This window comes from Streptomyces sp. NPDC053560 (assembly GCF_044544605.1).
Taxonomy (GTDB): domain Bacteria; phylum Actinomycetota; class Actinomycetes; order Streptomycetales; family Streptomycetaceae; genus Streptomyces.
Genome location: NZ_JBITXI010000013.1, coordinates 230,371 through 244,814, shown reverse-complemented (window position 1 = coordinate 244,814; position 14,444 = coordinate 230,371). Strand labels below are relative to the sequence as shown.

Genomic DNA, 14,444 nt, shown 5'->3' with positions numbered 1-14,444 from the left:
CCGGCCCCACGACCCTTGGAGCATCCACCAGATGCCGGAACTCGACTGCGTCGTCATCGGCTACAACGAGGGCGACTTCCAGGACTACCGTCTGATGTGCGAGCGGAGCGGGAAGAACTCGCCCGAGTGGCAGATCTACCGCAAGGAACACCTTGAGATCGACGGCCGTCCGATGCCCTGGATGGACGCCCTCAGCACACTCCGCAACCGGGCCACCGGACGCAACGACCGCTATCACGTGGGTGAGGTCTTCAACCTCGCCAGCCTGTATCTGACCAACTTCCTGCGCCGGCACGCCATCCGCACCGAGACGGTCTCGCTGTTCGGCGCCGAGCAGGAACGGCTCGCGGAGCTGCTCGCCGGGCGGCCGGCCGTGGTGGCCGTCACCACCACCTTCTACGTCAACATCCTCTCGGTCATCCCGGTCGTCGAATTCGTCCGCAAGCACTCGCCCACCTCGCACATCGTCGTGGGCGGCCCGCTCGTCGACAATCTCTGCCTCGACGGCATCACCGACGAGGTCCAGGACCTCTTCCACGGGATGGGCGCGGACAGCTACGTCCGCGAGTCGCAGGGCGAGCACGCCCTGGCGGAGCTGTGCCGGGCGGTCCTCGGCGGAAAGCCGCTCGACGGCGTGCCGAACCTGATCACCTGCCCCGAGGACGACTGGGCCGCGAATGCCCGCAAGCCCGAGACCAACGACCTGGACGCCTGCGCGATCGACTGGGGCGCCTTCACACCCGAGCAGATCGGGACGACCGCGCAGACCCGCACGGCCCGCAGCTGCGCCTTCAAGTGCAGCTTCTGCGACTACCCCACCCGGGCCGGCGCGCTGACGACCGCTTCGGTGGAGACCGTACGCAAGGAACTGCGGGCGATGGCCGAACTCGGCGTGCGCAACGTGGTGTTCGTCGACGACACGTTCAACGTGCCGCCGAAGCGGTTCAAGGAACTGTGCCGCATGATGATCGAGGAGGACCTCGGCCTCGACTGGTACTCCTACTTCCGCTGCTCCAACGCGCGGGACGAGGAGACCTTCGACCTGGCGGCGGCGAGCGGCTGCCGCGGTGTCTTCCTCGGCATCGAGTCCGGGGACGCCGACATCCTCGCCAACATGAACAAGCTGGCGCAGGACTCGCAGTACCGGGCCGGTATCGCCCGGCTGAAGGAACGTGACATCACGACCTTCGCCTCGATCATCGTCGGGTTCCCCGGCGAGAACGAGCGCACGATGCAGAACACCATCGACTTCGTCAACGAGACGGGCCCGACGTTCTGGCGCGCCCAGCCCTGGTGGGGCAACCCGCGCTCCCCCGTGTACCGCAACAAGGAGGTCTACGGCATCGAGGGCGCCGCGTACGACTGGTCGCACGCGACGATGACCTCGGCCGAGGCGGCCGCCTGGTGCGACACGATGTTCGACCGCGTGACCGAGTCGGTGTGGCTGCCGCTGTACGACTTCGACTTCTGGTCGCTGCCGTACCTGGACGGCAAGGGCCTCGGCGTCGACCAGCTCGTTCCACTGCTGCGCACCTCCCAGGAGCTGATGCGCGAGCGCGACGGGCAACACCCGGATGCCGGCCGGCTCGCCGCGCTGAACGAACGGCTGGCCAGGGACGTGGCGGCCCTCGACATGGCCCCCGCGCGCTTCTCCTGGAACGCCTCGTGAGCTGCGGCGTCCACACCGTCATCAGTGCGGCGGCCCGCGCCCACCCGGACCGCCCGGCCGTCGTCACCGACACCGTCGAGCTGTCCTACCGGGAGCTGGAGGACCTGTCCGACCGGCTCTGCACGCGGCTCGTGCGCGACGGCACACCCCGGCAGTCCGTGGTCGGTCTGCACTTCAACCGGGGAGCCGAGCTGGTGGTGGCGCTCCTCGCGGTTCTCAAAGCGGGGTGCGCCTACCTGCCGCTCGATCCGCGCCACCCGGCCGACCGGCTGCGCCACATGCTGGCGGACTCCGGTGCGCGCCTGGTACTGACGGGGCCCGGCCTGCAACCGCCCGCGACCCCGGTGCCCTGCGCCGGGGTGGACGTGGCACAGCCGCAGCCGCCGGCGGGCACCGCGGATGCGCGGAGCGTGCGGCCCGAGGAGACGGCGTACGTGCTGTACACCTCGGGCACCACCGGCCGGCCCAAGGCGGTCGAGATCACCCACGGCAACGCCGGACATCTGCTGCGCGGTCTGGAGGCGACGGTGCTGCGGGGCGTCGGGCCGTCCCGGGTCGCCTGGAACGCGAGCGCGTCCTTCGACGCCTCCGTCCAGCAGTGGATCCGTCTGTGCCGCGGCGACACCCTGGTCCTGCTGGACGAGGAGACGCGCACCGACCCGCAGGCCCTGGTCGACCACCTCGTCCGGCACGCCGTGACCGACCTGGACGTGGTCCCCTCCCACCTCGCCCAGCTGACCGCGCCGCTGGCCGCCGCCCGCCTGCCCCTGCGCCTGCTGGTCGGCGGCGAGCCGATTCCGCACGCGCTGTGGGCCGAGCTGCGGCGCCTCGCGGACACCCAGGGACTGCGGTCCTGGAACATGTACGGGCCGACCGAGTGCACCGTCGACGCCACGACCGCACCGGTCGACGGCGACCTGCCGCACCTCGGGGACCCGCTGCCCGGGGTGCGGTGCCACGTCCTGGACTCGCGGTTGCGGCCGGTGCCGGCGGGCGAGGTCGGCGAGCTGTACCTCGCAGGACCGGGCGTCGGGCGCGGTTACCGGCGCCTGCCCGGCCGCACCGCGGCCGCGTTCCTGCCCGACCCGCTGTCCGGCGACGGCGGCCGGATGTACCGCACCGGAGACCTGGTCCGGCGGTACCCGGACGGCCTGCTGGAGTTCGTACGGCGCCGGGACCGCCAGGTGAAGGTGCGCGGCCACCGGGTCGAACTCGGCGAAGTCGAGGCGGCGTTGGCAGCCCTGCCCGGGGTGGCGGGGACTGCGGTCGTGCTGCGCGAGGACCTGCCGGCCGGACCCGGCCTGGTCGGTTACGCGGTACCCGCGCCCGGGAGGACCCTGTCCGGGCCGGGGCTGCGCGACCGGCTGCGCGATCTGCTGCCCACGCACCTGGTCCCGGCCACCGTCGTGGTGCTCGACGCGCTCCCCGTGGGCGTCAACGGCAAGGTGGATCACGCTGCGCTGCCGTTGCCCGCGCAGGTCGCCGACCCCACCGCGGGGTTCTCCGAGCCGCAGGAGCCGGTGGCGAAAGAGATCGCGCTGATCTGGGCCGAGGTTCTGGGCCGGCAGCGAATCGGGGTCACCGACGACTTCTTCGACCTCGGCGGTGACTCGCTGGCGGTCGGCCGCGTCCTCAACCGGTGCCGGGAGCGTCTCGGGGTGCGCATGCGGCCCAGGGCGCTCTTCGAGAACCCGACCCTTCGCGGCTTCGCCGCGGCTGTACGTCACGAGACCGCACAGGTCCGTCCGCTACCGAGCAACCAAGGAACCGCCTCGTGAGTGATCAGCATGCGCAGCCCGCCGTCCTGACCCGCGTCGACCGGGACGGCCCGACACCGGCCTCCTTCTCGCAGGCGCGCCTGTGGTTCGCGGACAAGATGGGCCGGCGCGGCCTGGAGTTCGTCTACCCGTACGCGCTGCGGATGAGCGGGCCCCTGGATGTCGACGCACTGGCCGGCGCCCTCGACGCGGTGGTCGCGCGGCACGAGACGCTGCGCACCACCTTCACCTCCCGGGACGGCGAGCCGTTCCAGCTGGTGCACGAGCCGTTCTCGCTCGGCCTCGCGGTGACGCCCGTCGAGCCCGGTGCGGACGAGAGCGCCGATGCGGCGCTGGACCGGGAGATCCGCGCCGCGGTGGACCTGCCGTTCGACCTCGTGCGGGGGCCGGTGCTGCGGGCCCGGCTGTTCCGCCTCGGTGCCGAGGAGCATGTGTTCCTGCTGGTCATCCATCACATCGCCACCGACGGCTGGTCGATGGACGTGGTCTTCCGGGAGCTGAGCACGGCGTACGCGGCACTGAGCGCGGGCAACGCACCGGAATTCCCACCGCTGCCCGTCCAGTTCGCCGACTTCGCGTCCTGGGAGCGAGCGCGCTTCGCGGCCGGTGAGTTCGCCGAGGACCTGAAGTTCTGGCGGGCGCACCTGGACGGCTGCCCGGACGTGCTGGCCCTGCCCGTGGACCGGCCGCGTCCCGATGTCCAGTCGTTCGCCGGGCGCTGCCGGTCGTACGAGGTACCGGCCGAGGCCGCCGCTGCCCTCGGCGCGCTGGCGAAGGAGTCCGGTGCCTCGACGCACATGGTCCTGCTCGCCGCGTTCCAGCTGCTGATCGCCCGCTGGTCGGGCCGGAACGACTTCGTCGTCGGCATGCCGGCGGCGAACCGGGAGACGTCCGAGACGGAGGAGCTGGTCGGGTTCTTCATGAACCTGCTGCCCCTGCGTGCCCGCGTCGACCTGGCCGGGACGTTCCGTGATCTGGTGGCGGCGGCGCGTGAGTCGTCACTGGACGCGTACGACCACCAGGCGCTGTCCTTCGACCGGCTGGTGGAGGAGATCGCGCCGGAGCGGACCCTGGCCCACAACCCGCTGGTGCAGATCGCCTTCAACATGGAGAAGCAGCCGCGGCCGGCCATCGACGGCGTGCGGGTGGCGGCCCTCGACGTCCAGCCGGACATCACACGCTACGACCTCGCGGTGGACTACATCGTGCAGCCGTCCGGAGCGCTGCGTTTCGACTTCTACTACGCGAGCGACCTGTTCGAGCAGCGCAGCATCGACGCGCTGGCCGGGCGCTTCGCGTTCCTGCTGCGTACGGTGACCGCCCGGCCGGACACCCCGCTGGCCCAGCTGCCCGTCCAGGACGCCGAGGACGAGGCCCGTACGCACGCCCTGGGCACGGGCGCGCCCTCGGCCGGCGAGTCGGTCCCGGTGCTGGAGCGCTTCCGGGCCGCGGTGGCGGCGAACCCGGACGCGGCGGCGGTCATCGACGGGGCGACCACGCTGTCGTTCGCCGAGCTGGACGCCAGGGCCGAGGCGGTCGCCCGCCTCGTGGCAGCACACGGGGCGGCCGACGACACGGTGGTGGGCCTGTGCCTGCCGCGTTCGGCGGGACTGCTCGCCGCGATTCTCGGCGTGCTGCGCGCCGGTGCCGCCTATCTGCCGCTGGACCCCGGCCATCCGGCCGAGCGCCTGGTCCACATGGTCCGGGACAGCGGTGCCGGGCTGGTGCTCACCGCGGACGCGGGTACGGCGGCGGAGGCACTGACAGACGCGGCGGCCGTCGTCCCGCTCGACAGTGCCGTACCGCTCGGCAGTGCCGTACTCGCGGACGACACACCACTGCCCGCCGCGTCGGCACACCCGGACCGGGCCGCGTACGTCATCTACACCTCCGGTTCCACCGGGCGCCCCAAAGGGGTCCAGGTCGGCCGTCGCGCCCTGGCCGGGCTGCTGGCCGGGCTCGAACAGGCCGGGGTGATCCGCGCGCCGGGCGGCCGCGTCGGCTGGAACGCAAGCCCCTCCTTCGACGCCTCCGTCCAGCAGTGGGTACGGGTGTGTCGCGGCGACACCGTGGTCATCCTCGACGAGGGCCTGCGCCGCTCCCCCGAGCGCCTGGCCGAAGCCATGGTGGGGCAGGGCCTCACGGACCTCGACCTGACGCCGTCGCACGCGGCGCACCTGCTGGACCCGTTGGCCAAAGCGCTGGCGCCGGACAGCGGCCTGCGCCTGTGGATCGGCGGCGAGCCCCTCCCCGCCGCGCTGTGGCAGAAGCTGAGCGCACTGAGCGACACGGGTGTGCTGGATGCGGTGAACGTCTACGGCACGACCGAGTCGGCCGTCGACACCACATGGGCACTCGTGACAGGCGCCGGGGAGCCGCATCTCGGCAGTGCACTGCCCGGCCAGCAGGTACGGCTCCTGGACGCCGCGCTGCAGCCCGTCGCGGTGGGCACCCCCGGCGAACTGTACGTGTCCGGCCCGTCGTTGGCCCGTGGCTACCTGGGCCGTTCGGGCCTCACGGCAGCCCGTTTCCTGCCGGACCCGTGGGCTGCGGACGGTTCGCGGATGTACCGGACCGGCGACCGGGCCCGCTGGACCTGGGACGGCCGGCTGGAGTACCTCGGGCGGAGCGACGAGCAGGTGAAGATCCGCGGCTACCGGATCGAACCGGGCGAGGTCGAATCGGTCCTGGCCGAGCTGCCCGACATCCTGGACTGTGCGGTGGTACGCAGGGAGCAGGACGGCGAGGCCGTGCTCGCGGCGTTCGTGCGCACCACGCCGGACACGCCGGTGAAGCGGCTGCGCGAACACGCCGAAACCCGCCTGCCGGAGTGGATGCGCCCCTCGACGTACACGGTGCTGGACGACATGCCGCTGACCCCCGCGGGCAAGGTGGATCGCAGGGCGCTCACCGAGCTGAGGCCGTCGGCACCGGGCACCGCCGAGCCGGCCGGGCCGGAGCAGGAGGCACCGCGCACCGCGACCGAGGAGCTGCTGATCCGCATCTGCCAGGAGGTCCTGGGAGTGGAGGGCCTGCGGCCCACGGACCACTTCTTCGAGTCCGGCGGGCATTCGCTGCTGGCCATCCGGGTGGTCGCCCGGCTCAAGCGCCAGGCCCGGCTGGTCATCCCGATGACAGCGGTCTTCGAGAACCCCGTACTGCGGGATCTGGCGGCCTACATCGAAGACACCATCCGCGAACGCCTCGCCTCCTCGTGAACCTGCCCGCTCCTGAGATCACTGGAGTGTCCATGACCTCGATCCCGATCCTGTGCCTGCCGTACGCAGGCGCGGGCGCCACCTTCTACCGGGGCTGGCCGGAGCCGCCCGCGGGCATCAGCATCGAACCGCTGCAGCCCGCCGGCCGCGAGGAGCGGTACCACGAGGACCCGTACACCAGCCTGGCAGCGGCGGTCGACGACCTGTCGCAGGCGGTCGCCGCCTGCGCCCGCAGCGGCCCCTACGCCCTGTTCGGCCACAGCTTCGGCGCGATACTCGCCCTGGAACTGGCCCGGCACGCATGTGCCAACGGTGTCCCCGGGCCGGTCCGGCTGATGGTCAGCGGCTCCACCGCGCCGAGTGTCGCGCTCGGGCGGGACTCCGCCGGCCTGGAGGACGACGCGTTCGTGGCCCAGGTCGAACAGCTCGCCGGCTATGTGCACCCCGCGCTCGCCGACCCGGACCTGCGCGAAGTGGTACTTCCCGTGCTGCGCGCAGACGTCGCCCTGCACGAGTCCTACCGGCTCGCCGACGGCCCGCCGCTGCCCGTACCGATCACGGTCTTCCGGGGCGCCCGGGACCACCTGGTCACACCGGAGGACTGCCGCGGCTGGGCGGACATGACGACGGCGGACTGCGCCACGGTCGAATTCCCCGGCGGCCACATGTACCTCGCCGAGGACCCGCAGCCGGTGCTGCACGCGATGGCCGATCTCCTCACGCCACGTGCCGTGGCGGAGCGCCCGTGAACCGGGCCGCCTCCCTCGTCCTGCGGGCCCTGCGGCCCCTCCCCGCCGTCGGCGTCGAGGCCCGGCTCGGCGCGCTCGGGACCGTCCGGCCCGGCTCGCGCGACCCGGCGCTGTGGACGGAGACCCTGCCGTACGCGAACGACGACGCGCGGGCCGATGCGATGCGCCGACGCACCGCGTCCCGCCCGATCGCCACGCAGGGCGCACCGGTCCGGATCGCCCTGCTGACGTACGCCGACGGCGTCCAGGACCTGGTGGTGAGCGCGCTCCCTGACACACTGGGCGAGAGCGGACTCGCCGAATTGGCCTGCCTGTTGGCCAGCGAGGAGCGCGTGCCGCCTACGGCGGTGGGGTGGCCGCAGCCGCCATCGCCGCCGCCTGCCCGGGAGGCGGCCGATCTCCCGCTGGAGTGGGCGGCGGGTGGACTGTCCGCGCTACCCGGTGCCCGGGAGGTGCTCACCGTGCGGGTGGGGGCGGAGGGTGCCGAGGACGGGGCGGACACTGAGGGCGTCGAGGGCATGGGGGCCGCCGTCACCGCCGCGCTGTCGGTGGCGCTGGCCCGCAGAACCGAGGGCGTGGCCGTGCACCTGACGGTGCGTCGTCCAGGACCGGACACGGACGCCGTCACCACCACTGCCGCCGATCCGGGACAGCGGCGCGAGCCAACGCCTGACCAGGGGCTGGAGCTGCGGTTGCCCACTCCCCCCGCCACGCGGAAACGGCTGGCAGCGGCGGGCCTGCGGCTGCTCCTTCGGTCGCCCGCGCCGACCACCGCGACGCTGGCGTTCTCCCTGGACCACGAACCCAACGGGACCAGTGAGACCGACAAGCCCGACGAGACCGACAGCTGGCGCCTCAGCTGCGACTACCGCGCCGACATCGTGGCGGCCGAGGCCGTGCGGTCGTTGCTCGCCGAGGTCCGCGACCGGGTCGGCGGGACGACGTACGAGGCCACGACGTCTGTTGCCACGGCGGCACCGGGACCGACAACGACACCGGGACCGACAACGACACCGGCCACCATCCACGAGCTGGTGGCCGCCAGGGCCGGGGAACAGCCGGATGCCGTGGCGGTCACCGCACCCGGCAAGGAAGAGCTGACGTACCGCCGGCTCATCGAACGAGCCACGGAGATCTCGACCCTGCTGCGTGCCCGGGGAGCCGGTCCGGGCCGGCTCGTGGGTGTCTGCCTGCCACGCGGCACCGAACTGATCGCCGCCCTGCTCGGCGTGCTGATGTCGGGCGCCGCATACGTGCCGATCGACCCGTCGTACCCCGAGGACCGGCTGCGGTACATGGCGGAGGACGCGGGGCTGACCCTGGTGCTCGCCGACGACCGGCGGCCGGCCTTCGCGGGGGTGCCGCACGTCGCACCGCCACCGCCCGCCGAGGATTCGGCGCGGCCCGACAACGACGAAGCGGACGGGACGCCGGCCGCCGGACCGGCGGATCCCGCCTACGTCATCTACACCTCGGGGTCGACGGGCCGGCCCAAGGGCGTGGTGGTGGAGCACCGCAACTTCGCCGCCCTGCTGACCGCGACCAGGGACGAGTTCCATCTGTCCGGCAGCGATGTGTGGACCTTCTTCCACTCCTTCGCCTTCGACTTCTCGGTCTGGGAGATCTGGGCCTGCCTGGCGACCGGGGGCCGGCTGGTCGTCGTGCCGGAGGATGTCGCCCGGGTACCGGACGAGTTCCGGGAGCTGCTGCACACCCAGCGCGTGACCGTACTCAGCCAGACCCCCTCGGCCTTCGTGCAACTGCTGTCCACCGAAGGCCCCGGCGCGTCCTCGCTCACCGTACGGCTGCTGGTCTTCGGCGGTGAGCCCCTGGACTCGCGTCTCCTGCTGCCGTGGTTCGACGCGCACCCCGAGGAGCGGTGCCGGGTGGTCAACATGTACGGGATCACCGAGACCACCGTGCACTGTACCTGGGCCACACTGACCCGCCGCGACGCCCTGGCAGGGAGCCGGTCCATCGGGACCCCGCTGCCCGGCTGGTCGGTCCACGTCCTGGACCCGTACGGACGGCCCCTCCCGGCCGGCGTACCGGGCGAGATTCATGTCGGCGGCGCCGGAGTAGCGCGTGGTTACCTGGGCCGTCCCGGTCTGACGGCCCAGCGGTTCCGCCCGGACCACCTCGCGCCGCGGCCCGGAGCGCGGCTCTACCGAAGCGGGGACCGGGGGCGGCTGCGCCACGACGGCCGGCTGGAACACCTGGGCCGGCTCGACGGGCAGGTGAAGGTACGCGGGTACCGGATCGAGCTGGACGAGATCAGGAACCTGCTGCTCGAAGCCCCGGAGGTCCGTGCGGCTGCCGTCGTCCTGCGCCACCGCGGCGTCGCCGAGGACGCGCATCTGGACGCGTACGTGGTGGGCCCGCAGGCCGACGAGGACGCGCTGCGCGCACATCTGGAGCGGGTGCTGCCCGCGTACATGGTGCCCAGCACCCTCACCCGGATCGAGCGGCTGCCGGTGACCGGGAACGGGAAGCTGGATGCCGCCCGCCTTCCGGAACCAGGGACGCCACCGGCCCCGGCCGAACCGACACACGGCACCGACACCGACACGCGCACCGGCACCGGCACCGATCTTGCGACACGGATCTCCCGCACCTGGCAGGACGTACTGGGCTCACCGGTCACCGCGGACGACAACTTCTTCCTGTCCGGCGGGAACTCCCTGCTGGCGATCCGCGTCATGGTGCGCCTGCGCGAGCAGGGGATCGACGCCCCCGTACGCCAGCTCTACCGCAACCCGACCGTCAGGAAGCTGGCCCTGGCCCTGTCCGAAGCGGCTGAAGCGGCTGAAGCGGCCGGGTAACGGGCCCTGTCACGGCCGCCCCACCCACCAACACTCCACCACACGACATCACCACACGAGACCACCACCACACCGAAGGAACCGAACATGAGCGACAACGGCCCCGAGCGCTGGACCGTCCTGATCAACGCCGAGGAACAGTACGGCCTGTTCCCGGCCGAGCTCCCCACCCCCGGTGGCTGGCATCCGGCCGGCTTCAGCGGCACCGAGGAGGAGTGCGTCGCTTACGTAGACGAGCACTGGACCGACATGCGCCCGCTGAGCCTGCGGCAGGCCCTCGCGGACGGATCGGCGGCCTAGCGCGTGCAGCAGATGAACCTGCCCAACGGGCTCATGGTGTCCCACATCAGCTCGGGCGAGACGGCCCTGCTCTACCGGGACATCTTCGCCGAGCGCTGCTACATGCAGCACGGGATCACACTGTCGCCGGGGGGCACGGTGTTCGACGTCGGCGCCAACATCGGCATGTCGGCGCTGTTCTTCCACACGGAGTGTGCGGGCCTGACGTTCCACTGCTTCGAGCCGGCACCCATCCCCTACACCGCGCTGAGCACCAACCTGCAGACGCACGGCATCCAGGGGACGGCGACGAGGTGTGCGCTGTCCGATTACTCCGGCACGGGCCGGCTGACGTACTACCCCGACTCCACCGTGATGTCCGGCTTCCACGCGGACGCCGCGTCGGAAGCCGCCCTGACCAGGTCCTTCCTGCTGCGCAGCGGCTTCGACGAGGAGGATGTGGAGGACATGCTGGCGGGCCGCCACGAGGTACTGGAGATCGAGTGCCCGGTGCGCACCCTGTCGGAGGTGATCGCGGAGCGCGGAGTGACCTCGATCGACCTGCTGAAGGTGGATGTGGAGAAGAGCGAGCTGGAGGTGTTGCGCGGGCTGGGCGAGGCGGACTGGCCGAAGGTCCGGCAGGTCGTCGCCGAGGTCCACGACCTGGACGGCACGTTGAAGGCCTTCACCTCGCTGCTTGAGAAGCACGGGTTCGGTGTGGCCGTGGAACAGGACGCACTGCTCGCCGAAACGGAGATCTACGAGGTCTTCGCCGTACGAAAGGCTGGTGAGGCGGGATGAGGGTGCCGGACACACTCGATCCGACCACCGTCGATGTGGCGGACCCGGCCCTGTACGAGGGCGGGGACCCGGTGGCGCTGTGGGCGCGGCTGCGCGCCACGACGCCCGTCTTCTGGAACAACCACCCGCCGGGCCCCGGCTTCTGGGCCGTCATGTCGTACCGGCCCGCGCTGGAGGTCTACCGCAACACCGACGCCTTCACCTCCGAGCGCGGCATGCGCATCGACTCGGATCCGGCGGCGGTGCAGGCCGCGGCAGGGAAACAGCTGATCGTCACGGATCCGCCGACCCACCCGCGGCTGCGCCAGCTGATGAACTCGGCGTTCCTGCCGAAGGTCGTTTCCGGCCTGGAGGCGTCCATGCGCCGGATCATCGAACCGCTGGTGGAGCAGGCGCTGGGCAAGGACACCGTGGACTTCGTCAGCGAGGTCGCCGCGGTGCTGCCGGCGGCGATCATCTGCGACATCATGAACGTGCCGCAGGCGGAGCGCGCGATGATGATCGACCTCACCAGCACGGCCTTCGGCGCCTCGGTGGGCGGCGACGGAAAGTGCCCGGTGAGCGCCCTGGAGAAGACCGAGGCCCACTCGGAGATCTTCCTCTACTACACCGAGCTGGTGGAGGAACGGCGACGCAACCCCGGTGACGACGTGGTCAGCGCCCTCATCCAGGGCGATCTGGGCGGCCGCTCCTTGACCGACGAAGAGGTACTCCTCAACTGCGACGGGCTGCTGACCGGCGCGAACGAGACCACCCGCCACGCCTCGGCGGCCGGGCTCCTGGCACTCATCGAGAACCCCGACCAGTGGCAGCGGCTGCGCGAGGGCTCGGTCGCCATCGACACGGCCGTCGACGAGATCCTGCGGTACACCAGCCCGGCCCTGCACGTCGTCCGGGTCGCCAAGAAGGACGTCGAGGTCGGCGGGCAGCAGGTGCGTGCCGGGCAGGCCGTCGCCATCTGGAACTCGTCCGTCAACCGGGACGAGACGGCATTCCCCGACCCGGACCGCTTCGACCTGGGCCGTACCCCGAACCGCCACCTGACCTTCGGCATCGGCCCGCACTTCTGCCTCGGCGCACCGCTCGCCCGCGCCGAGCTGAAGGTGCTGCTCGAAGTGCTCGCCGAGAAGGTGACCCACCTGGAACTCGTCGGCCCCGTGGAGCGCCAGCGCTCGAACTTCATGTGGGGCATCGAACGCCTCCCGGTCTCCCTGCGCTGACAGGGTCTCCCCACGTTGACCCGGCCTGCCTGGGCCCCGCACGAGCGGGCCCCAGGCACGAGGCGGCCCGACGCCACGCGGGAGAGCGGCTTCCCCGCTCCGCCCCCACCTTCACCCCCGAATTTTTTGGAATTCGGACGACACGATGTCGAGAACGCGTGACCGGCTCCGTCCCCGAGGTGAACGCGACCACAATGGGTCGCACCCAGCACCTAGGAGAAGCATCATGGCCAAGTATCTGCTGCTGAAGCACTACCGCGGCGCCCCGGCTCCGGTCAACGACGTGCCGATGGACCAGTGGAGCCCGGAGGAGATCTCGGCGCATGTGCAGTACATGGACGACTTCGCGGCCCGGCTGGAGAAGACCGGCGAGTTCGTCGACGGGCAGGCGCTCGCCCCCGAGGGCGCATGGGTCCGCTACGACGGCGAAGGGCGCCCGCCGGTCACCGACGGACCGTTCGCGGAGACCAAGGACCTCATCGCCGGCTGGATGATCATCGACGTCGACAGCTACGAGCGCGCCGTCGAGCTGGCCGGGGAGCTGTCGGCCGCCCCCGGCGCGGGCGGCAAGCCGATCCACGAGTGGCTGGAGGTGCGCCCGTTCCTGACCGCGCCGCCCACCATCACGGAGTAACCCCTCAGGTGTCTGATCAGCTGTCTCCTCAGGACTTCTCTCAGGAGTCTCCTCAGGACTCTCCTCAGGGCTCTGCTCAGGACTCCTCTCAGGACTCTCAGCTGGACGAGGTCCTGCTCAGGAGCCTCACGCCGAGCGTCCTCACCGTCCTCGTCCGCCGCGGAGCCGACTTCGCGGCGGCCGAGGACGCCGTGCAGGACGCGCTGGTCGAGGCGGTCCGCGTGTGGCCCACCGGCCCTCCGCGCGATGCGAAGGGCTGGCTGATCACCGTGGCCTGGCGCAAGTTCCTCGACGCGACCCGGGCGGACACCGCCCGCCGCCGGCGCGAGGATCTCGTCGACGAGGAGCCGCCGCCAGGCCCTGCGGTCTCGGTGGACGACACACTCCAGCTCTACTTCCTGTGCGCCCACCCGTCACTGACACCGTCCTCCGCCGTCGCGCTCACACTCCGCGCCGTCGGCGGGCTCACCACCCGCCAGATCGCCCAGGCCTACCTGGTGCCCGAGGCGACCATGGCGCAGCGCATCAGCCGCGCCAAACGCACCGTCTCCGGTGTCCACTTCGACCGCCCTGGCGATGTCGCGACCGTCCTCCGCACCCTCTACCTCGTCTTCAACGAGGGCTACTCCGGCGACGTCGACCTCGCCGCCGAGGCCATCCGCCTCGCCCGGCAGCTCGCAGCCGCGATCGACCACCCCGAGGTGGCGGGACTGCTCGCCCTCATGCTGCTCCACCACGCCCGGCGCGCCACCCGGACCGCGCCCGACGGCAGCCTGGTACCGCTCGCCGAGCAGGACCGCAGCCGCTGGGACACCACATCGATCGCCGAGGGCATCGGCATCCTCCAGGCCGCGCTCGCCCGCGACCGGCTGGGCGAGTTCCAGGCCCAGGCCGCCATCGCGGCGCTCCACGCCGACGCGCCCACCGCCGAGGAGACCGACTGGGTGCAGATCGTCGAGTGGTACGACGAGCTCACGCGGCTGACCGACAGCCCCGTCGTCCGCCTCAACCGCGCGGTCGCCGTGGGCGAGGCCGACGGCCCCCGCGCCGGCCTGGCAGCCCTCGCGGCCCTGAACGACGACACCCTCCCCCGCCACACCGCGGTAGCGGCCTACCTCCACGAACGCAACGGCGACCTGGCAACAGCAGCCCACCTGTACGCCGAAGCAGCCCACAAGGCCCCCAACCTCGCCGAACGCAACCACCTGACGCTCCGGGCCGCCCGCCTCAACTCGCATCGGAGCTCCTGAGGGGTGCACGCGAGTCCGCGCACA

At 71.8% G+C, this 14,444-nt stretch carries 10 protein-coding genes; all 10 read left to right on the top strand.

The window, feature by feature from the left end; genetic code table 11:
* The first annotated feature begins 31 nt into the window (after positions 1 to 31).
* Positions 32 to 1,669 (top strand): PhpK family radical SAM P-methyltransferase, encoded by a 1,638-nt coding sequence (locus ACIGQF_RS29510; RefSeq protein WP_399716314.1) that lies wholly within the window; start codon positions 32 to 34, stop codon positions 1,667 to 1,669.
* The gene (locus ACIGQF_RS29505; protein ID WP_399716311.1) at positions 1,666 to 3,447 is read left to right on the top strand and encodes a non-ribosomal peptide synthetase; all 1,782 of its coding nucleotides are present in this window, start codon (positions 1,666 to 1,668) and stop codon (positions 3,445 to 3,447) included. Before ACIGQF_RS29510 ends, ACIGQF_RS29505 begins: the two co-directional genes overlap by 4 nt.
* Entirely contained in the window at positions 3,444 to 6,665 is a 3,222-nt protein-coding gene (locus ACIGQF_RS29500; RefSeq protein WP_399716308.1) for an amino acid adenylation domain-containing protein, read from the top strand. Before ACIGQF_RS29505 ends, ACIGQF_RS29500 begins: the two co-directional genes overlap by 4 nt.
* Positions 6,666 to 6,697: 32 nt before the next feature.
* A complete protein-coding gene (locus ACIGQF_RS29495; protein ID WP_399716306.1) occupies positions 6,698 to 7,414 on the top strand; it encodes a thioesterase II family protein in 717 nt (238 codons plus the stop codon).
* Complete coding sequence (locus ACIGQF_RS29490) at positions 7,411 to 10,236, top strand: amino acid adenylation domain-containing protein (protein ID WP_399716304.1); 2,826 nt, start codon at positions 7,411 to 7,413, stop codon at positions 10,234 to 10,236. The genes ACIGQF_RS29495 and ACIGQF_RS29490 overlap by 4 nt, the downstream gene beginning before the upstream one ends.
* 87 nt (positions 10,237 to 10,323) lie before the next feature.
* Entirely contained in the window at positions 10,324 to 10,536 is a 213-nt protein-coding gene (locus ACIGQF_RS29485) for an MbtH family protein (protein WP_399716301.1), read from the top strand.
* A gap of 12 nt (positions 10,537 to 10,548) precedes the next feature.
* Positions 10,549 to 11,316: an FkbM family methyltransferase gene (locus ACIGQF_RS29480; protein WP_399716526.1), complete on the top strand. Its 768-nt coding sequence runs from the start codon at positions 10,549 to 10,551 to the stop codon at positions 11,314 to 11,316.
* Positions 11,317 to 11,318: 2 nt separating this feature from the next.
* Complete coding sequence (locus tag ACIGQF_RS29475; RefSeq protein WP_399716298.1) at positions 11,319 to 12,536, top strand: cytochrome P450; 1,218 nt, start codon at positions 11,319 to 11,321, stop codon at positions 12,534 to 12,536.
* 226 nt (positions 12,537 to 12,762) lie between these two features.
* Positions 12,763 to 13,170, top strand: coding sequence for a YciI family protein (locus tag ACIGQF_RS29470; protein WP_399716296.1), 408 nt, complete (start codon positions 12,763 to 12,765; stop codon positions 13,168 to 13,170).
* Positions 13,171 to 13,271: 101 nt separating this feature from the next.
* Positions 13,272 to 14,420, top strand: a complete 1,149-nt coding sequence (locus ACIGQF_RS29465; protein WP_399716523.1) for an RNA polymerase sigma factor — start codon at positions 13,272 to 13,274, stop codon at positions 14,418 to 14,420.
* Positions 14,421 to 14,444: the final 24 nt, after the last annotated feature.